Here is a 20543-nt window from a genome sequence, read left to right on the forward strand (position 1 = left end):
CCCTGCGACGTTTGTCCGCAGCGCAGCCTTTGATTTTTTACGCTGCAACATAAGCTAATCGGCAGAAACAGCTAAAATAGAAAAATTTTGCGGCACCTCGATTTACTGGCCCTTTGACCATGCTCACTTTTCAGCAGTTAATACTCACACTCCAGCACTATTGGGACGAACAAGGCTGCGCTTTGCTCCAACCCATCGACTTAGAAGTCGGAGCCGGCACCTCGCACACAGCTACATTTTTACGCGCTATCGGGCCAGAGCCTTGGCGTGCAGCTTACGTGCAGCCGTCGCGCCGGCCTGGCGATGGCCGTTATGGCGATAATCCGAACCGTTTGCAGCACTATTATCAATACCAGGTTGTTCTGAAACCTGCGCCAGAGAATATTGTTGATCTGTATATCGGCTCCCTAAAAGCCCTGGGCATCAACCCCAAGCAGCATGATATCCGCTTCGTAGAAGACGATTGGGAGAACCCCACGCTGGGCGCCTGGGGATTGGGCTGGGAAGTCTGGTTAAATGGCATGGAAGTTACGCAATTTACCTATTTCCAGCAAGTCGGCGGCCTGGATTGCGTGCCAGCCACCGGCGAGATCACATATGGCCTTGAACGCCTGGCGATGTACATACAAGGTGTAGAAAGTGTCTATGATCTGGTTTGGACTACCGACGGCAAAGGCCGCTCTGTGTATTACCGCGACATCTATCATCAAAATGAAGTCGAACAGTCTACCTATAACTTCGAACTGTCGAATGCCGATATCCTGTTCCAGCACTTTATTGATTATGAAAGCGAAGCCAAGCGCCTGGTCGAAGCTTCTGTAGCGCTTCCGGCCTACGAGCAGACCTTAAAAGCAGCTCACACGTTCAACCTGCTTGACGCACGAGGTGCCATTAGCGTTACTGAACGTGCAGCCTACATTGGTCGTATTCGCAATCTATCCCGCGCAGTGGCACAAGCTTATTACGAGTCTCGCGAACGTCTCGGCTTCCCCATGCTGCAAAGCTCCGACGCGACGGAGACCAAATAAATGACAACACTTACTCAAGATACCCGCCCTTTACTGGTTGAGCTTCAAACCGAAGAGCTCCCCCAAAAGCCCTGGAAAAAATGGGGCAGGCCTTTGCAGAGGGTATTTTCAAGATCCTTAGCGAACAACACCTGGTAAACGGCCAAAGCTCTCCGGTGGCCTATGCCACACCCCGCCGCTTAGCCGTATACATTGATGACGTAAAGGCACAGGCTGAAGACCAGGCTTTCAGCGATAAGCTGATGCCTGCAAAAATCGGTTTTGACGCTAACGGAAACATTAGCCCAGCCCTGGCAAAACGCCTTGAGAGCAAGGGCCTGGCCCACTTGACTGCGAATGAGCTGCACGTTGAGTCCGACGGCAAGCAAGATTACCTGTATGCCAAAGGTATGGCCACTGGCGCTTTATTGCCTGCAGCGCTACAAGAAGCCCTTGACTACGCACTAACGCATCTGCCCATACCAAAGCTAATGCGCTACCAGTTAGCGGATGGTCAAACCAGCGTACGGTTTGTACGCCCTGCCCATGGCCTTACTGCCTTATGGGGTCGTGATGTTATTGCTCTGCAAGCCCTGGGCTTAACATCAGGCAGACAAAGCACCGGTCACCGTTTTATGTGTGATGCCCCGCTAAGCATTCGCTCTGCAGACAGCTACGTAGAGCAGCTGGAAACTGAGGGTAAGGTTATTGCCTCGTTCGACAAACGCCGGGAACTCATTTCAAAGCAGCTTGCTGCACAATGCCAGGCCTTGAACGCCGGCCTGGGCAATGATCCTGAAGTCCCTGAGTTGCTTGATGAGGTCACCGCCCTAGTTGAACACCCTACCGTATACGTGGGCGAATTCGATAGCGATTTCCTCCAGATTCCTTCCGAGTGCCTGATCCTGACCATGCGCTTAAACCAGCGTTATTTCCCGCTGTTTAATCCAGAAACGTACAGCCTCAGCAATAAATTCCTGATTGTCAGCAATATGCAGGTTGACGATCCCAGCGATATTATTGAAGGTAATCAGCGCGTCATCTTGCCACGTCTGGCTGATGCCCGTTTTTTCTTCGATACCGATCGCAAAACCACGCTGGAAGACCGCGTGGCTAGCCTCGAAAGCAGTGTCTATCACAACAAGCTGGGCTCACAACGAGAACGCGTAGAGCGCATACGCAAGATCATCAGGGCGCTGGCCGAAAGACTAGGTGCCAACATAGAACTGGCTGATCGCGCGGCTCTTTTAGCCAAAGCCGATCTGAACACCAATATGGTGGGTGAATTCCCCGAACTGCAAGGTGTGATGGGCGCTTACTATGCGCAGGCAGATGGTGAAGATCCTTCTGTAGCACGAGCGTTACGCGAACAATACCAACACCGTCTGCAAACCCCTGTTAACAGCGATACCCTGGTCACGGCTTTACTGTTTTTAGCAGAGCGCGCCGAAACCCTGGTTGGCATTTGGGCTATTGGCCTGGCTCCTACGGGCGAACGCGACCCCTATGCGCTGCGTCGAGCGGCATTAGGGGTGATCAGTGCCTTTGAACAGCTAGGCGCAGGCAACTATCTGGGCGATGCCGGTGAAAGCAAACTTCAGCTTTCAGAACTGCTTTCCATTGCTGCTCAAACCTTCGAGGCTGGCGTTGTCAACGACGACACTCTCAATGCCGTACGTATCTTTATTTACGAGCGCTATCGCAATCAACTCGTCTCCGGCCATGAGCGGAACGTCGTCGAGGCCGTGTTGGCTCTGCAGCCTCCGCTACAGCAAGTACAAGCACGCATCGAAGCCTGCGCATCGTTTGCCTCGCTGCCTGAGGCCGAAAGCCTGGCAAGCGCCAACAAACGCATCAGCAACCTGCTACGACGTGCTGACACACAATCAGGTGAACTCAACAGTGCACTGTTGACCGAGCCGGCTGAACTTGAACTTGATCGAGTTATTCGCGAGTTAAGCCCTGAGGCTAGCGCCCAGTTTGCCAGGGGAGAGTTCAGTGCAAGCCTGGCAACCCTGGCTCGTGCCAAAGAAGCTGTGGACAGGTTCTTTAACGAAGTCATGGTGATGGCCGACGACCCTGCGATACGGGCCAATCGCCTTGCACTGCTTGGAAAACTTCATCAGACCATGAATCAAGTAGCCGATTTATCGCGGCTGGTAGCCTGATGCTGGCCATTTTAGACAGGGATGGGGTCATCAACTACGACTCGGACGCGTTCATCAAGCACCCCGACGAGTGGCGTGCCCTTCCCGGCAGCTTAGAGGCCATAGCCAAACTCAGCCAAGCCGGCTGGAAGGTTGTCGTTGCAACCAATCAGTCGGGGCTGGCCCGTGGGCTATTTACCATGCAAACGCTGAATGCCATTCACGCAAAAATGAGAAAAGAGCTTGCTGCCCTGGGCGGACATATCGATGCAATCTTTATCTGTCCACATGGGCCAGACGATAGCTGTCTGTGCCGTAAACCGTTGCCTGGACTTTTTCAGGATATCGCCAAACGCTACGACATCAGTTTAAAGGGTGTGGTGGCAGTAGGTGACTCGCTACGTGACATACAGGCAGCCTATTCAATGGGTTGCAAAACCTGGCTGGTATTAACAGGAAATGGTCAACGCACTCTGGACTCCGGAGCTCTCCCAAAGGGATGTCACGTGCGCCCCAATTTAGCGGCAGTCGTTGACGACTGGCTAGGATTTTCAGCATGTTAGTAATTCGAGCAGTTTTCTATCAGATTTTTTTGCTTGTCACTGTTATTCCATACGCTTTTGCCTGTATTTTATGGTCGCCCTTACCCTTGCATTGGCGCTATAGACTCACAGCAGGATGGCCACGTTTAGCCGTCTGGGGTGCCAAACACTTTCTGGGCATCAAATGGCAAGTAAAAGGCTGGGAGAACCTGCCTGATGGCCCCGCCATTTTGCTATCCAAACACCAGTCAGCCTGGGAAACCATGTTTTTCCCGGCCTATATGCCGCGCGAGGTCTGTTTTGTCTACAAGCGCGAACTGCATCGCGTACCATTTTTCGGATGGGGCTTAGCCTTGCTGCGCATGATTCCCATTGATCGCGCCAAGGGCAAGGATGCCTTTGCCCAGGTGGTAAGCATGGGGCAACAACGCCTGGATGAAGGCCGATGGCCCATACTCTTTCCTGAAGGCACGCGTATCGCGGCGGGCAAGGCAGGTCGCTATAAAATAGGCGGCGCTTCATTGGCTGTCAGGACCAAGTCGGTAGTCGTGCCCATTGCGCACAACGCGGGCGAACGCTGGCCCCGAAAGGCTTTTATTAAAACACCTGGCATGATTACCGTCTCGATTGGCCCCCCATCAGCTCCGAAGGGCGCACAGCCGAAGAGTTAAATCAATTGGTTCAAGACTGGATTGAAGGCGAGATGCGAGTCCTTAACCCAGAACGATACAATGCCTCAACTTCCTCTATTTCATAATTCAGCACCACATGCCGAAGCGCCAGCAAAATCAGCACGGCGCCCAGCAAAACTCAGTACGGTAAATACCCCGCGACCGGCTAATTTACCCTGTGGCGCGCAGTGGCGCCACTGCGAGGTCTCCGGTATCAATATTGGGTATGTATTGATGAGATCACGTAGAAAGTCAGTGGGTCTGTCAGTTAGCGAAAACGGCCTGCGTATTACTGCTCCGCCATGGGTAAGTCTGGCACAAATTGATAAGGCCATCGATAGTAAAGCCAACTGGATCTTGAAAAAGCTCACCGAGTGGGAAACGCGTAAATCCCAGCTGGCAATTGGTCAGTCACAATGGTGCCAGGGCGGACGCATCCCCTACCTGGGTATTCAAATTACGCTTAACCTTAATCCCCAGGAACGTCAAAGCACTTTTGGAGGAGATCTTAAAGCACCGGTCTCCAACGCTGTCCTGACGCTACCTTTAACGCCCGAGGCCGACAGCGATCGCGTTCAGGATCACACTCACGCCTGGCTACAACAGCAAGCCACGTGGTATTTTGAAGAAAGACTCGGACACTTCGTTCTCAGCAGTCCCAAACCACTGAAACGCTGGCGGTTAGCCGGGCCGGCGAAACGCTGGGGTTCGTGCACCAGCGACGGCACAATCATGTTGAATTGGCGGCTTATTCACTTTCCCAAGCCTATCATCGACTATGTGATCGCCCACGAAGTGGCCCATCTGAAAGAAATGAATCATAGCCGTGCCTTCTGGCAGGAGGTTGAGCGCCTGATGCCCGACTTCGCTGCTGCACGACAGCAACTTAAGAATCATGATCCGGGCAGCTTACCGCTGCTCTAACTCAAACTGGAGAAAACAATGCGAATTTTGCACACTATGCTACGTGTCGGAAATCTTAAACAGTCACTCGATTTCTACACTCAGGTATTAGGCATGAAACTCTTGCGTCAAAAAGACTATCCGGACGGCAAGTTCACCTTGGCTTTTGTGGGCTACCACGATGAAAGCGAAGGCGCAGTATTGGAGCTGACACACAACTGGGACACCGAGCGCTACGATCTGGGTGACGGTTACGGTCACATTGCACTTGAAGTCGACGATGCCTACGCCACCTGTGCCAGCATCAAAGAAAAAGGTGGGAAAGTCGTTCGTAAGGCCGGCCCCATGATGCACGGTACAACAGTCATCGCTTTTGTTGAAGATCCTGATGGCTATAAAATTGAGTTGATACAGAAAGCAGGCCGGGAAGACTAACCTTGCGTTAAGCGCGACAGTGCTTTTTCCGAAGGCTAAGTGCCGACTATATTGTATAGTCGGCACTTTTCATTGAAATGGCGGTGCTTTCACTTGTGAATTGCAGCTCTGGACGCTAGAGCTCAACGTTTGATTGACCTGCCCGCTTGGCAAATGCCTCAAACGCAAAATCATCCACAGCAATCACCTTTTGTTCTAAAGCGTGATAGTCATGCAGCAACTTTTGCTCAGCTTCACTGAGCTCACCTTGTTCGACCAGCACCCGCCAGTCTTTATTGCCCTCTTTGCGAAGGCGATGCAACAGCGCCTGGGCAGGAACGACCAGAGCGAAGGCTTTTTCCAGATCTTCCAGGCCAGTGTGCTCATGCGTATCCCATGGCGTTCCTGTCAACCTGTCATGGGCAGGTGACGGGCTTAACAGCAGCTCGGCGGCCTCGACCAATGCCATGTCGTCAGGCTTGCGCGCCGACATACCTAAAGGACGCAGCAGCGGCCTTAGCAACCACGCTAATGGGCGAGAGGGCATGTTATCCAGCACTTCTTTCAGGCGTTCATCAAATCGATAAAAACCCAGCTGCATTGCCACATGCACTACAGGCAAATCAGATGGCTGCTTGTCTTCATCATGCCAGCGCTTTAACACTGCAGACATTAAAAACAACTCAGACAGCATATCGCCCAGCCGTGCCGAGAGCATTTCTTTGCGTTTAAGCTGGCCGCCCATACTGAACAGGCACGCCTCGGCGACAACAGCAAACACAGCAGAGCACCGGGTTAAACGCTTAAAATAGGTTGCGCTGGCTCCGGCACGGCGGGGGCAGATACAAAAGCCGCGTTTGTCCAGGAAAAAACGGCAGCACGAAAGAGATTTCCTATGCTTTGGCCCGCATGCCGCCACACCACCGCATCGAACTCATCCCTCCCTGCCTTAGGGTCCGTATTACTCAGAGCGGCCATTTCATCCATTAGCCAGGGATGAGAGCGAATAGCCCCCTGGCCAAAAACAATTAAACTTCGGGTGAGGATGTTGGCCCCTTCTACGGTAATCGCGACGGGCACCGCCCGGTACAAATTACTAAGATAATTATTGGGGCCATCAATGACGCCTTTGCCTGCATGGATATCCATCGCGTCGTTAACCGATTCACGCATTTTTTCAGTAGCATGCAATTTCATGATGGCTGACACAACAGAAGGCTTAATGCCCAGTGCCAGGCCGTCGCATGTGAAACGTCGGGCCGCCTCTACCACATAAGCATTAGAGGCGAGGTGCGCGAGCTTCTCTTGCACCCCCTCAAAATTGCCCACTGGAATGCCGAACTGAGTTCGCACCCGTGCATAAGCCCCAGCTGTGTGAGCCGAAAATGCACAAGCAGCCGCAGACAAGGAAGGCAAAGAAATACCGCGTCCAGCCGACAATGCACTCATTAACATCTGCCAGCCCCGGCCTGCCATCGGGGCCCCGCCAATGATGGCATCAATGGGAACAAAAACGTCTTCACCTTGCATTGGCCCGTTTTGGAAAACCTGCATGGCGGGCAGGTGGCGCCTTCCGGTTGTGACGCCTGCGGTGTTTGCAGGCACCAGAGCCACCGTGATACCAATCTCGCTGACATCGCCAAGCAAGTGGTCTGGGTCGTAAAGCTTAAAGGCCAGACCCAGCACGGTAGCAACAGGGCTTAAGGTGATGTAGCGTTTGTTAAAGTTAAGACGTATACCCAGAACACTTTCGCCATCAATGATACGAGTACACACGATACCCGTATCAGTCATGGCGGCAGCATCTGAGCCGGCTTCAGGACTGGTTAAGCCAAAACACGGTACTTCCGCCCCTGAGGCTAAAAGTGGTAGCCAGTGCTGGCGCTGCTCTGGAGTGCCGAACTGCATTAATAACTCACCCGGCCCCAATGAGTTCGGAACCATGACCGTCACTGCTGCCGTGATTGAACGCAATGAGAGCAATTTGACCACCTGCGAATGGGCATAGGCAGAAAAGCCTAAACCTCCGTATTCTTTGGGAATAATCATTCCGAAGAAGCCTTCGCGCTTTAAGTGGTTCCAGACCTCTGGTGATAAGTCTCCGCGCTCTTGCGTGATCTCCCACTCATCAAGCATGAGATTTAGCTCATGCAAAGGGCCATCTATAAATGCCTGCTCTTCAGCACTTAAAGAAACAGCTGGAATATCCAGCAACTGATTCCAGTCTGGAGACCCAGAGAACAGTTCGGCCTCCCACCAGACATCGCCAGCATCAATCGCTTCTTGTTCGGTGGCAGACATCGCAGGAAGTGCTTTACGAGCCAGATTGAAGATCGGCGCAGTTAGCCATTTTCTTCGCCAGGACAGCCAATCCATCATATTCTCCTTAAGCAATGTTAAGAGTCCGTTTCATTATCCACTTAATTTTCAGAGTCTGCGACAATAGACCGCTTACTACCGACAGACTTTTTGATTTGGCTTCATGCTTAATATTCTTTGGCTCGCTTTTTTTATCGTTGCTGCGGTTTCCAGCGCCTTTCAGTGGTTGTGGTTAGGCGATGCAGAAGTATTTGCCCGGATGGTGCAAAGCCTGTTCGAAATGGCCGCACTGTCGGTACAGTTAATGTTGCTGCTGTTTGGAACCCTGACACTATGGCTGGGCTTTCTGAAAATTGCCGAAAAAGCTGGGTTAATAGATGGTTTGGGAAGGCTCCTGGCTCCGCTCTTTAAACGGCTGATGCCTGAAGTGCCTAGCGGCCACCCCGCTTTGGGGCTCATTACCCTGAACTTCGCAGCTAATGGCCTGGGACTTGATAACGCCGCCACCCCTATAGGCTTGCGAGCCATGCGTGAGCTGCAGTCCCTTAACCCCAACCCGCAAACCGCCACTAATGCGCAGATTCTGTTTTTAGTATTGAATGCATCCTCGCTGACCATACTTCCTGTGAGCATCTTCATGTATAGGGCTCAACAAGGCGCTGCAGATCCCACTCTGATTTTTTTACCCATTTTGCTGGCAACCACGGTATCGTCATTGTTTGGTTTGCTAAGCGTTGCATTCATGCAGCGTTTAAAGCTCCATGATCCCGTTGTCTTGGTATGGCTGGGCGGTCTGGTCGGCGGCTTGGCTTTGTTTATGGCAACACTGGCTACCTTAAGCGCTGCCGCACTCAATGCCGTGTCGTCGCTAATGGGCAATTTAAGCCTGCTCGGTATAATTTTGCTTTTTTTAATTGTCGGCGCACGAAAGAAAATCGCCCTCTATGACTGTTTTGTTGAAGGTGCCAAGGGCGGATTCGAAGTAGCCCGAGACCTGCTTCCCTATCTAGTAGCCATGCTGTGTGCGATAGGGGTGTTACGAGCCTCTGGTGCTCTGGATTTCGTGCTGGATGGTATCCGTTGGGCAAGTGCAGCCATGGCATGGGACACTCGCTTTGTCGATGCCTTACCCACTGCCATCGTCAAACCCTTCTCGGGGGAGCGGCTCGTGCAATGCTTATTGAAACCATGAGCCACCACGGCGTCGACAGCTTTCCGGCGTTATTGGCGGCCACGATACAAGGCAGCACCGAGACCACCTTTTATGTATTGGCTGTATATTTTGGATCGGTGGGCATCACCCGCGCCCGACATGCTGTAGGTTGTGCTTTATTGTCGGACCTGGCTGGTGTGCTCGCTGCCATCGCCATTTGCTACTGGTTTTTCGGCTAGCCGCAAATAGACAGCTGGTAGGTTCTGTTTAGCTTATATCGCCCATCACACCCGATTCATATATGGCATCGGCGAGTGCAATAAACTGCTCCACACTTAAATCACCGGGGCGACTGGTGGGATCAATGGCCAGTGCATCCCAGTTAAGTGCTTTGGTCCACTGACTTAAGCTGCCGCGCAGCATTTTCCTACGCTGTGTAAAAGCTTGAGCTACTACCTTTTCGAAAGCGCGCGTATTTTTAGCTTGTGGACGGTCAGCTGGCAGAGGTCGCATCCGCACAATGGCCGAGACCACCTTGGGAGCAGGATCGAAGGCCTCAGGGGCCACATCGAAAAGCTTGAACATTCGGTAACGCGCCTGCAGCATCACCGATAGGCGGCTGTAATCGGAATCGCCCGGTTTCGCGACCATGCGCTCAATGACTTCGCGCTGAAGCATAAAGTGCTGATCCAGAATGCCGTCAGCAAACTGCATTAAATGAAACAGCATAGGACTGGAAATGTTGTAGGGCAAATTTCCGACGACGCGCAAATTAGGCCCCAGCGTAGAGAAATCAACTTTCAGCGCATCGGCTTCAATCACATTGAGCGTCTTGGTGCTAAAGCTGTTTTGAAGCCGCGTCACCAAGTCGCGATCCAGCTCGATCACGGTCAAACGATTAAGGCATTTGCTTAGAGGGCGGGTTAAGGCAGCCAGACCCGGACCGATTTCAACGAGATTGTCGTCAGGACGTGGATCAATACCACGAATAATTTCCTCGATGACCGACTCGTCATGCAAAAAGTTCTGTCCAAAACGCTTACGTGCCTGATGTTGCGCCATACTTCACTCAATAATTACGCTAAAACTGCGCGCACTGCAATAAATAACAATGCCTTAAAGTGACGATGAAACCACCTTAAGGCATCAACAACGTACCAGCTCTTAACGCCTACTCTTCAGCAGACAATGCTTTTTCCAGCCGGTTATCAACATAAGCACTCGTGCGAAGTTGACTTAACCAGTCGTCGAAAGCGGGCTCAACACGCTGCTGAAACAAGTACTGTCTGGCCTGCATGCGGCGGAACTCGCTTTCCATATTTTTAGTACGTCGCTCTTCGACACGAATCAAATGCCATCCAAACTGAGAGCGTACAGGGGCACTGACTTGTCCTACTGTTAATGCATCCATTGCCTGCTCGAACGCAGGGACGGTCTCGCCTGGTGTTAACCAGCCCAGATCTCCCCTTGCGGAGCGGAAGAGTCTTCGGAATAGTTGCGAGCGATTTCTTCAAAAGACTCACCGTGGCTGAGGCGGCCCTGCAGCTGGGTGATTCGTTCCAGTGCCTGCTCATCACTACGAATTTGAGAAAGCTTGACCAGTATATGGCGCGCATGCGTTTGGGTCACGAGCATCTCACCACTATCAAGAGCAGCGGCTGCCCCGCCTGCCCGGGGTGACAAGTCTTGAGCCTCGTCGGGCGTACCGCGATTTACCACTTTCAAGATGTGATAACCCACACCGCTGCGCACGAGGTCAGTAACCTGGCCTGCTTGCAAACTTTGTATTGCTTGTAAAAACAAGTCAGGCCACCCTTCGGCAGGCCGAGTACCCAGTGCCCCGCCCTCTAGTGCTTCGGAGCCATCGGAAGAGGCTGCCGCTATGCCAGCGAAATCGGCTCCGCTGCGCACTTGAGCCAATAGACCTTCAGCCTTGGTACGTAAGCCGGCTTCAGTAGCTGTATCGGCATTTTCAGGCACGCGCACCAAGATTTGGGCAAGCTCAAAATATACCGGGCCATCCGTCACGGGGCTAACAGACTCCGGCTGATCAGGATCTATACCCTGGCTTCTCAAGAAGGAGTCGATTTCCGAATCACTGATATTGATGCGTCCATCAACCATACGCTGACGTAGCTGATCCAGCAGTAAATCGTGCCGTAGGCTTTTCAGGTAATCGCTCCACTCGATACCCGTTTTCTGTATCTCGAGTTGCAGCTGTTCAGACGTCAACTGATTCCGCCCGGCAATAAGCTCAACCGCATCGCTGATTTCAGCATCACTGATCGTGATTCCGAGCCGATCGCCCTCCTGCTCTTGTAAGGTTTCATCAATTAAGCGCTGCAATACCTGCAGGCGCAATACTTGCTGATCCGGAGCAGGAATATTCTGCGCTTTTAATTGCTTGCCCACGCGCTGGGCTTCTACATCTACCTGCCTGAGGGTGATAACCTGGGTTTCCACCACAGCAGCAATACCGTCAACAAACTGCCCTGATCGCTCAGATGCTTGCTCCGCCGGGGCCTCTTGTGTTTGTGCCCAAGCCAGCCCTGACGAAAATAAGGCTGAGACGGCGACGATACCACTCGCTACCGCTTGTTTCGAACGACGTACCTGCATGTTATTCATACCTCTCGAAGGTGGTGGTCTCTGGTATTGGCGGGGTAACTGACTCGTAGCCGACAATACGTTCTCGAAGCAGGTTCATGGGGTCAGTACCTAATGAGCCTAATCCCGAGAGTTCAAGCTGGAAAAACACTGCCGAGTTACTTTCTCTGGCAGATACTGCATAACGTTGCATCACAAAGCGCCCGGTCCAGCAACAATCACCTTTGTACTCCAGACCGAGTATTGTCTGTGTACTACGCTTCTCTTGTAAAGAGTAATCAACGCGGCCCAAGGCATAAAACCGATTGCTAAGTGGCCACTGCGTAGTCACAGAGACACGCTCTTTAGAATTGTCTGCCTCTCTATTATCACGGAATAAACCTGGATTATCGAAAGCTCTGGGGTCTCGTTCGTAACGATACGATGCTGAAAGCGTTGCCAGCCGTTTAGGCTGCCACCTGAAACCTGCGCTCATACGATTACGATCACGGGTATCGGGATTGAGTTGTGCATCAAAACGCACGCCCAGCGTATTGGTCAGCGCAGCGTAGGCCCCAACCAGATAATCAGAGCGACGGCGGCTTTCAGGATACTCGTTACTGGGGTTATTTCCCAGAAACACCTTTTGATCATCAAAGTAGAGGCGCTGTGCTGCTTGCAGCATAAGGCGCTCGAAGCCTGTATCAGCGTCCAGCCAGCGGGATGTCAGACCGAAGGTTAATTGGTTGGCATTGGCGATGCGGTCCCATCCGCCACTGTAGATGTTTTCACTAAATGCCTGGGCAAAATTAAAGCTGGTGATCGACGTATCGAAGATCGGCAACGTGCTTTGATCACGATATGGCACATATAAATAATACAAACGCGGCTCAAGTGTCTGCAGCGCCGCGTTTCCAAACAGCGTAGCGTCGCGCTCGAAAGTTAAGCCCGAGTCAATGGAGTATATTGGCACTACCCGGCTTTCACTTCTGGGCCGGTTACGAGTGTCATTGGGCATGCGATCCCACTCGGTATTATATTGGCTCAGATGCAAACCCACCTGGGGAGTCACGTATCCTGCGGCCTTGACCATAGGATAGCTTAACGTGGTGTAGGATGAATAACGGGCGCCATCCGGAGCCAGCCGCGTTCTTCTATAGTCTGGTAAGCCACCGCCGCCATAAAACTTAGAAATAGAACCCGAATAAAACGGCATTTCGAAACGCGTAGCCGAGTTTTCTGACACCAGATCAAAACCATTCCAGTTGTATCGCGCCCCCGCACACTGAGCTCCGGCATACGGTTGTATTCCGGGCGTCTATATCCGGTGGTTTCGTCCTGCAAGGTCTGATAACGCGTAACCGACAATGCACTATTAAAGTATTTTGCGCCTGACCAGGTCAAGGCACCCGTACTGGCCAGTTCGGTAACAGTAGAATTGTTGATATCGAAAGTAGAGAAGTCACGAAAGTAATTATCATCAGAGACGCGGTTATAGCGATACGAAGCGCCAAAACCATTACCCAGCGACTCGCGGTGCTCGGCGGCGAACAGCCAGCGCTTATCGTCAACCTGCTTGTCGTTGCCTAGATAGGTACCGGCCAACTGGCCCTCGTAGCTACGCCCCAAATACCGGAACTCGCCCTCTAGCTGCGTGCCCCGCTTGGAATAATAACGAGGGGTAAGCGTCGCATCGTAATTGGGTGCCAAATTAAAATAATAGGGCAAGCCGAACTCGAAGCCGCTATTACTAGAGTAACCATAGGTAGGTGTCAGGAAACCCGACTTGCGCTCTTCGCGTAAAGGAAAGCTAAAGTAGGGCGAATACAGAATAGGCACGTCTTTGAAATACAGCACACCGTGCCTGGCAATACCTTCGTTGTCATCGAAATGCAGATCAACAGTAGGCGCCTTGATGAACCACGACGGTGCGGGACAAGGACACGCGCTGTAATTGACCGTTTTCAAGCGCAGATGCTGGCGGCTAAGCGCCGTACCATGCTCCGCTGTTCCTGAGCCTCCCGAGTTCATCCAGAACTGGGGCTCCGACATCTCGCCCGTTTCCGAGTCGAGATTGTAATCAATGACGGGGCTACGTACGATACTGCCGTCACGCATCAACATGCCGTTTCCGCGCACCTTAACATCACCGGTTTCTTTTCTATAGCGGATTTGATCGCCCTTGCTTACCGAGTCGATGCGCCGAACCTGGGCATCGCCCGTGATTACTAGCTCGCCTTCGTCGTTGACTTCCATTTTGTCACCGGCCAAGTACACTGCCATATCGTCTTCATTGACTTGGTGCAGACGTAAATGAGGCGCCGTTTGCAAAGAGGGTGTAGCCACCTCGTTAGCAACAGCACGAGTCGGCAAGACCGCCACTGGTACACAAGCGACTAGTAAAAAATATGAACACCAAACAGCTCGCACCGGATTTGCGCCCTCTGGAAAAATACGCATTAAATTTACACGCCTGGCCAACGATTGTGGCCGCGAGCCGTTATTATAGAGAAGCTAGCACTAATGCGGCAGCGTAATCGCTTCATTTTCTTACGGACACAGTTTTTACCCATGGATGCCACCCCTACTACGGCTGAGAATAGCCGCTACACATTAATGCTCGAATGGTTGAAAAGCCTAGCTATAGCTGACGATCTTCAGTTTAGTACCATTACACCGGCATCAAGTGACGCCAGTTTCAGGCACTATTACCGTCTTAGAAAAGGGGATGACACGCTTATCGTAATGGATGCACCGCCAAGCAAAGAAAACAATGCAGCTTTTGCAGATATTACCGCACGCTTGGCCGCAGTAAAGCTTAATGTGCCTGTTATTGTAGCGTCGAACCTTGAACTTGGATTCATGCTGCTAAGCGATTTAGGCAAAACCAACTACTACAACGCCATCCAGGCCGGCCTGGAAGATGCCGAACTGCAGGCATTATATAGAAATGCCATCGATAGCCTGGTCACGCTGCAAGGAGCCGACCACCAAGGCCTTGAAGTCTACGACGCAGAACGCATGCTAGATGAACTATCATTATTTGAGCTTTGGTATGTCAATCAGCATTGCAACACCACGCTCAGCGAACAAGAACGCAGCTCGCTTGCACAATGCTTCGCAGTCCTTGTTGCCGACAACGTAAGCGTGGCCCAAGTATTGGTACACCGCGACTTCCACTCGCCTAACTTGATGATGCCTATCGATAGCAGCTTGAAACCCGGCATCATTGATTACCAAGACGCCGTTGCTGGCCCTATCACCTATGACCTTGCCTCAATGGTCATGGACGCCCGCCACACGTGGTCAGAAGAACAGCAGCTGGACTGGGCCATTCGTTACTGGCAGGCTGCGATTCATGCGAAGTTACCCGTCAGCACCGACTTTGCCGAGTTCCATCGAGCCTATGAATGGATGAGCGTGCAGCGCAACCTGCGCATACTAGGTGTGTTTTCCCGACTTTCCATCCGCGACAACAAAGACCAGTATCTTGCACATATCCCTCGGGTTTGCGCCTACCTTCGCCTTATCGTCAGCCGCTACGAAGAGCTCAGTCCTATCCGTAAGCTTTTGGACCGTCTTGAAGGTCGGCAGACCGTTCTTGGCGTCACCCTATAAATGAAAGCCATTATCCTAGCTGCAGGCCGCGGCGAGCGCATGCGGCCACTTACCGACCATACGCCCAAACCACTTTTACGCGTTGGCGGCAAAGCACTGATTGAATGGCACCTGTTGAAGCTGGCTGCCGCAGGCGTCGTTGACGTCGTCATTAACCACGCCTGGCTTGGTGAGCAAATACAAGACTATCTGGGCGATGGCGCTCGCTATGGCGTGTCGATTCAGTACAGTGCCGAACATACAGCCCTGGAAACAGCCGGCGGCATCAAAAAGCGCTTCCCCTGCTCGGCTCCGAACCTTTTCTAGTGCTTAATGGCGATGTTCATACCAGCTGGACACCCACTCCCTCACTGGAAACAAAGGAACTTTCTCCATCGTCAGCGCTGGCCCACCTGCTACTCGTAACCAATCCCGGCCACAATGCGAAGGGTGATTTTTATCTTGATGAACATAGTGCGAAGCTCATAGAGCACGCACCGGACCCAGGCTCTACATCCTATACCTATAGTGGCATTGGCTATTACCATCCGCGTTTTTTCGATGAGGTTCCAGAAAATGCAGCAGTGCCCCTAGGCCCCTTGCTACGTCAGCACATTCGCAAAGGGCTGGTTAGCGCAGAATTAATGTTAGCTACCTGGACAGACGTAGGGACCCCTGAACGCCTACATCAACTTAAGCTACAGCTTGGCGGCAGTAGCTAGCCACGTTATGATTTATCTTTACTGTTTTTGCATGCCTCTGTGCGCAGGGCTGCCGTTAACCCTCAACCACAGGAACAATCTGTCTAATGCTTGGTTCCAAACGCCCCGCCTTTAAACCCACCGCTTATGGCCACTCACGCAGAAAGCGCCGCATACCCCGATGGCTCGTTCTTATGCTTACTGGTGTCGTTATCGGCGTAGGTGGCTTGCTGTTTATCCAAACCAGCTATGGGCCCACCCGCCTCACAGTAGAACAATCCGAGCAACTGCACTTTGATCTCAATAGCGCAAACTCTGAAAACCAGCGTCTGCAATCACAGTTGGGACAGGTCACCCGCGAGCTCGACGACACCCAGATCGCACTTGAAAGCCAACGTTCTAAAGTTGAAAATCACGACAGCGTGGTAACAGCACTTGAGCGTGATATCAAACTGTTTGCCGACGCCATGCCGGCGGATCCCCGTGGCACCTCCCCGGAATACGGGCAGCCAGCTTTAGCTTTCAGGATGGAACGTTGCATCACAATATTCTCGTGATGCAAAACCCTGATCACGAAAGTGCCTTCAAAGGCCAGATGAAGCTTTCCGTCATGGGGCGCTATACCAACGGCCGCACCGGGCACATTGAAGTTGATCCTTCAGATATAGAACTGGAACGCTACAACCACGTCTCAGGAGAATCCTCTATGCCTGACGGTTTCAGTCCGCGTCAGGTTACCATTCAGATCTTCGACGACGGCACTCAAAAGCAGCGAGCCACGCGCATCATCAACGTGCCACGCTAAACTCGTTAAAAAGCCTTTAGCAGTGAGAGTGAGCCTATTGCTGGCACCACTGCTAAAGGCCGAATACCCCGTATCATCTAAACAGAACTCAGCTCACTGCCGTACAGTCCTCAACTGAGTCTTGACAGGCAAGGCTTGGCTCCTCAGGGCCTGCGGGGAAGATTCCCGACATCACCGTAAAGCCAGGAATTCGTTTTACACGATCAGTCCACCGCCGGATAGCTGGGTAGTCCTGCCGGTAAACGCCCCCTCTTCTGCCAGCATAATATATGGAAAACAGGCAATATCGGCGATTGTCGGATGCTCTTCAGAACAAATCCACGACCTGCCCTCTTGCTCGGCCATCCAAAGGTGCTCATCCAGCACCCTGAAAAGGCGATGAGCTCCGTCGCGTGCTGCCTGAATATCCAGATCGTAAAGCAAACCATCATGCAAACGAGCGGCAGACGCCGTAGCTGTAATCGCATCAGCGAAAGCCAGCCACTGGGAGATTTCACCTAACCGTTTAGGATTATCCCGCGGATACCATAAGCCGCTAGCATCATACTGACTGGCCAGGTAAACCAGAATCGCCTGAGCGTCACGAAGGTAAAAGCCGTCGTCTTCAATGACGGGCAACTGACCTAAGGGGTTGATACGTAAAAATGCTGGCTGTTTATGCTCAGCTTCAGGGTAGAAAGCTACTGCAGCGGTATGGAAAGGAACGTTCAACATAGTCAGAAACAATCTGATCTTGTAACAGTTTCCCGATAGCTCATAGTTATATAACGTAATCATTTTGCCACCTATATATCCAGTACCAAGCGTTTACCCAGCGCACGTGAGACACACGTCATGATTTTTTTGCCCTGTTTCTTTTCATCATTATTGAGATACACATCCTGATGAAAAGGCTCGCCTTCAAGTACAGAAACCATACAGGTCCCACAGGCTCCCTGTTCACAAGAGGAAGGCATATCCACGCCATTTCGACGTAACACCTCGAGGATCGTTTCGCCCGCCCCTACTGTTAAGCTAAGGTTCGATCTGGCCAGAGACACTTCAAAGCTTGAACTATCGTCGATGAGGGTATCGTTGGCAAAATATTCGAAATGCACCGCCGACTCCGGCCATCCGTTTTCCTGAGCGATCTGCCGTGCCGCTGTCAACATGGGACCCGGCCCACATACATACACCTGTTGACTGGGCTCATACTTAGCCAGCACGTCATGCAGCATTTTTGCTGTTGCCGCAGCATCAAGGCCAAGATGCTGCCTATGGTTTACGCCTGCCTGAGACAGACGCCTTGCAAAAGCTATGTGGCTAGCTGTCCGCGCAAAATGGTGCAGCTCGTAAGCCAAGCCCTGATGATGCAATGCCTGCGCCATAGCGCAAATCGGCGTTACACCAATGCCTCCGGCAATCAGTATTGTTTTTTCCGCATCACGGCGCAATGGAAAGTTATTGCGCGGCGCAGAAATAGCCAGCAAATCACCCTCGCGTACAACCTCGTGCAAGCATTCGGAGCCACCACGGGAATCCAGTTCGCGTTTAACACCAATCTGGTAACTGCTGCCTTCACCTGGTCCGTTAACAATAGAGTACTGGCGGGTCAAGCCATTGGGCAGACGCACATCAATATGGGAGCCGGGCTGGGCTGTTGGCAATGCCCCTTCCAGAGGAACCAGCTCAAAAGCCATTACATCGTCGCATTCTGACCATTTTCGTTTGACGCTGACGCGCAATGCCGTAACCGCCCCCGAGCTTTCCGTACGTGCAACGGAATCAGGCCGCGCGTGAAACTGAACTATTTTGGGTGCGACCTCTACCGGCGGAGTCAGTGGCGAACCAAGCTCAGCTTCAATACTGTTCCTTGCCTCGCTTAGCAACCAGTTATGCTGGCGCAAAATAGCCATGCGCTCTTGCTGGCACTTGACGCTGCTGACAATGCCGCGCACTACGCACCGCCCCTCGGAAACTGGCTGCACAAATAAAAGCACTTCGGCGCTATCATTTTCATAGCTGGATAAAAAGCGCAGACTACGCTGGTCGGCCTCTATCAGTCTGACCTCGCTCTGGGCGACATTCGCTTCGAAAACCGGTGCAAAACGATAGCTTTTAAGGCGCTCCAGCACTACATCGGCTGGTGCATTGACCGGAATGGGGCGCAGCGTCAACAAATCGCCTTCGTTCAGGCCTGAGATGTGTACATCATCCTGAATATCTGCAGGAGCCGCCCACACCAGTCCATAACGTTCAATCGAATGATAAGTCTTGATATTGACGGTACGCGCGGGCGCATCGGCAGGATGTGCAGGAATATAGGTACATCCCCCGTGCGGTTAGAATAACGCCAGCCGTGATACTGGCACTTAAGTTCACGGCCATCGTTAATACCAATACTAAGTCTCACTCCTCGGTGCAGACAGCGATTTTCCCACAGATTTACATGCCCATCATCGGCGCGCCACAACGCATATTCGTGACCAAGCAACTGCGCATGATAAACATGGCGCAGAGGCAAGTCATTAGAAGAGGCGATGGGGTACCAACAGGAGTCTTGCGCTCCCGCCATCATTTGTGATTGCATCAGCATTCCTTAACTTTACACTAACTCTTCAGCGACGATTACACCGTAAGTGATGCCTTTTTCCCGCAGCCAACGCCGATAAGCAATTGCCGTCTTGTCAGCACGAATAGGTACTTCGGCGCGAGGATCCAGCGGTAAGCGCTTAGGATTCTGATTTTCAAGAATAGGTTTATCCTGGCCGAAAATAGTCTGCTGGAAAAGACGAATCATCTTGTCTTCATTGGTATTGTCCAACAGGCTCAGCATCATATGGGCACGGACACGCTCCTCGTCTACGGGCTGCAAAAACAACGCAATCACGTCCAGGCGGTCATCGTAGCCAGGGCTAGACTTATACAACACAGAACAGTACGGGTGGGGCACGCGATAGATGTACTCGACATCAGCTCCGCTCGTTGCCGTCGCTGCAGCCATGGGCTGATAAAAACGGCATTTGGTCGCGATAATCTCGTCGGTGTCAGCAGTGATCTCGACGTCGTAGTCTTTGACTTCAGTATGCGGTTCTACGCCCAGGATGTCAGTGTGGACAAAGGGAAAATGCCCCATATCGAGGAAGTTCTCAACGGCTCGCGGAGCCGATACATGAACACCCATTGTGGCAGCATTGAGGTTACGGCGATCAGGCTCCTGATATTCGGGGACCAAAAAGAGCTCAATAGGATCGTCTCCCAAACAGACCCAGATGTAGCCATAAGCGCACTGGCTCTTTACCAGATCGCTTTCCTCTTGCGGCGCCGTCTTTGATACGTCGGAATACCAGACTTTTACTGTCTCATCAGGGAAAACCTTGAATGACAGTTTTTCAGCCAAAAGAACGGTGCTTTTAACGACATTGCTGCCCGCCTCTGCAATGGCTCCGATGGGATGCCACAAGTTTTTAATGTGCGGATCTGCACAGTTTGTACGGCTCATTTTGCCATCCTCCAATGTTCTATTGGCACAAAACCTTTGTGTTTTAATCGCTGTCACTGCGGTTTACGCTGAGTACAGATGTTTGTGATCATAGGGAATTTATGCACGTTTGAATTCCATTAGCGCACAAAAAAACCTCATATTATAACAAACTGCTGATAACGCTTATCACGGATGTACAATGTGAATTTTCCAATTAATCCGTAAATTACATGAA

The 20543-nt window shown here is 52.0% G+C and carries 14 protein-coding genes and 6 pseudogenes; 11 read left to right on the forward strand and 9 right to left on the reverse strand.

The features are described 5' to 3' along the window. Positions 1-119: 119 nt before the first annotated feature. The 6 genes and pseudogenes from glyQ to gloA all read left to right on the forward strand — a co-directional run bounded on the left by glyQ (position 120) and on the right by gloA (position 5705). Positions 120-1028, forward strand: coding sequence for a glycine--tRNA ligase subunit alpha (gene glyQ, locus L1889_RS03290; RefSeq protein ID WP_238663857.1), 909 nt, complete (start codon positions 120-122; stop codon positions 1026-1028). Beyond that, positions 1029-3175 (forward strand): annotated as a pseudogene (gene glyS / locus L1889_RS03295) (glycine--tRNA ligase subunit beta). Continuing rightward, a complete protein-coding gene (gene gmhB / locus L1889_RS03300) occupies positions 3172-3717 on the forward strand; it encodes a D-glycero-beta-D-manno-heptose 1,7-bisphosphate 7-phosphatase (protein ID WP_238663890.1) in 546 nt (181 codons plus the stop codon). Before glyS ends, gmhB begins: the two are co-directional and overlap by 4 nt. After that, a pseudogene (locus L1889_RS03305) lies at positions 3711-4453 on the forward strand (lysophospholipid acyltransferase family protein). Before gmhB ends, L1889_RS03305 begins: the two are co-directional and overlap by 7 nt. Next, complete coding sequence (locus tag L1889_RS03310; RefSeq protein WP_238663858.1) at positions 4428-5291, forward strand: M48 family metallopeptidase; 864 nt, start codon at positions 4428-4430, stop codon at positions 5289-5291. Before L1889_RS03305 ends, L1889_RS03310 begins: the two are co-directional and overlap by 26 nt. Positions 5292-5309: 18 nt before the next feature. Continuing rightward, positions 5310-5705, forward strand: a complete 396-nt coding sequence (gene gloA, locus L1889_RS03315; protein WP_238663859.1) for a lactoylglutathione lyase — start codon at positions 5310-5312, stop codon at positions 5703-5705. 115 nt (positions 5706-5820) lie between these two features. Here the strand turns inward: gloA and L1889_RS03320 are convergent. After that, positions 5821-8060: pseudogene (locus L1889_RS03320) on the reverse strand (acyl-CoA dehydrogenase). A gap of 106 nt (positions 8061-8166) precedes the next feature. Here L1889_RS03320 and L1889_RS03325 point away from each other — a divergent pair. After that, positions 8167-9395, forward strand: a pseudogene (locus L1889_RS03325) (spore maturation protein). 28 nt (positions 9396-9423) lie between these two features. Here L1889_RS03325 and rsmA read toward each other — a convergent pair. From rsmA to L1889_RS18685, 4 genes and pseudogenes are all read right to left on the reverse strand, one after another. After that, the gene (gene rsmA, locus L1889_RS03330; RefSeq protein ID WP_238663860.1) at positions 9424-10218 is read right to left on the reverse strand and encodes a 16S rRNA (adenine(1518)-N(6)/adenine(1519)-N(6))-dimethyltransferase RsmA; all 795 of its coding nucleotides are present in this window, start codon (positions 10216-10218) and stop codon (positions 9424-9426) included. A gap of 109 nt (positions 10219-10327) precedes the next feature. Then, positions 10328-11784 (reverse strand): annotated as a pseudogene (locus L1889_RS03335) (peptidylprolyl isomerase). Next, positions 11777-12958 carry an LPS-assembly protein LptD gene (locus L1889_RS18680; protein ID WP_308217584.1) on the reverse strand — a complete coding sequence of 394 codons (1182 nt, stop codon included), beginning with the start codon at positions 12956-12958 and terminating at the stop codon, positions 11777-11779. The pseudogene L1889_RS03335 and the gene L1889_RS18680 overlap by 8 nt, the downstream one beginning before the upstream one ends. Beyond that, complete coding sequence (locus tag L1889_RS18685; RefSeq protein WP_308217585.1) at positions 12844-14202, reverse strand: LPS-assembly protein LptD; 1359 nt, start codon at positions 14200-14202, stop codon at positions 12844-12846. Before L1889_RS18685 ends, L1889_RS18680 begins: the two co-directional genes overlap by 115 nt. Before the next feature lie 111 nt (positions 14203-14313). On the opposite strand from L1889_RS18685, the gene L1889_RS03345 reads away from it, so the two are divergent. The 4 genes and pseudogenes from L1889_RS03345 (at position 14314) to L1889_RS03360 (ending at position 16845) form a co-directional block, all read left to right on the forward strand. Beyond that, entirely contained in the window at positions 14314-15360 is a 1047-nt protein-coding gene (locus L1889_RS03345) for an aminoglycoside phosphotransferase family protein (protein ID WP_238663891.1), read from the forward strand. Next, a pseudogene (murU, locus tag L1889_RS03350) lies at positions 15361-16061 on the forward strand (N-acetylmuramate alpha-1-phosphate uridylyltransferase MurU). It abuts the gene before it with no gap. 86 nt (positions 16062-16147) lie between these two features. Beyond that, on the forward strand, positions 16148-16597 hold the full coding sequence (locus tag L1889_RS03355) for a PilN family protein (RefSeq protein ID WP_238663861.1): 450 nt from the start codon (positions 16148-16150) through the stop codon (positions 16595-16597). Continuing rightward, entirely contained in the window at positions 16576-16845 is a 270-nt protein-coding gene (locus L1889_RS03360) for a hypothetical protein (protein ID WP_238663862.1), read from the forward strand. Before L1889_RS03355 ends, L1889_RS03360 begins: the two co-directional genes overlap by 22 nt. A 195-nt stretch (positions 16846-17040) precedes the next feature. On the opposite strand, the gene L1889_RS03365 is transcribed toward L1889_RS03360, so the two are convergent. Genes L1889_RS03365 through L1889_RS03375 form a run of 4 tightly spaced genes read right to left on the reverse strand, consistent with a single transcriptional unit; the run spans position 17041 to position 20326 of the window. Further along, positions 17041-17622, reverse strand: coding sequence for a glutathione S-transferase family protein (locus tag L1889_RS03365; RefSeq protein ID WP_308217587.1), 582 nt, complete (start codon positions 17620-17622; stop codon positions 17041-17043). An 8-nt stretch (positions 17623-17630) separates the two neighbouring features. Next, entirely contained in the window at positions 17631-19067 is a 1437-nt protein-coding gene (locus L1889_RS18690) for a PDR/VanB family oxidoreductase (RefSeq protein ID WP_238663863.1), read from the reverse strand. Then, positions 19016-19420, reverse strand: a complete 405-nt coding sequence (locus L1889_RS19055) for a Rieske 2Fe-2S domain-containing protein (RefSeq protein WP_372871097.1) — start codon at positions 19418-19420, stop codon at positions 19016-19018. Before L1889_RS19055 ends, L1889_RS18690 begins: the two co-directional genes overlap by 52 nt. 9 nt (positions 19421-19429) lie before the next feature. Beyond that, complete coding sequence (locus tag L1889_RS03375; protein WP_238663864.1) at positions 19430-20326, reverse strand: aromatic ring-hydroxylating oxygenase subunit alpha; 897 nt, start codon at positions 20324-20326, stop codon at positions 19430-19432. Positions 20327-20543 lie beyond the last annotated feature (217 nt).

The organism is Paenalcaligenes niemegkensis, assembly GCF_022230885.1.
Classification (GTDB): domain Bacteria; phylum Pseudomonadota; class Gammaproteobacteria; order Burkholderiales; family Burkholderiaceae_B; genus Paenalcaligenes; species Paenalcaligenes niemegkensis.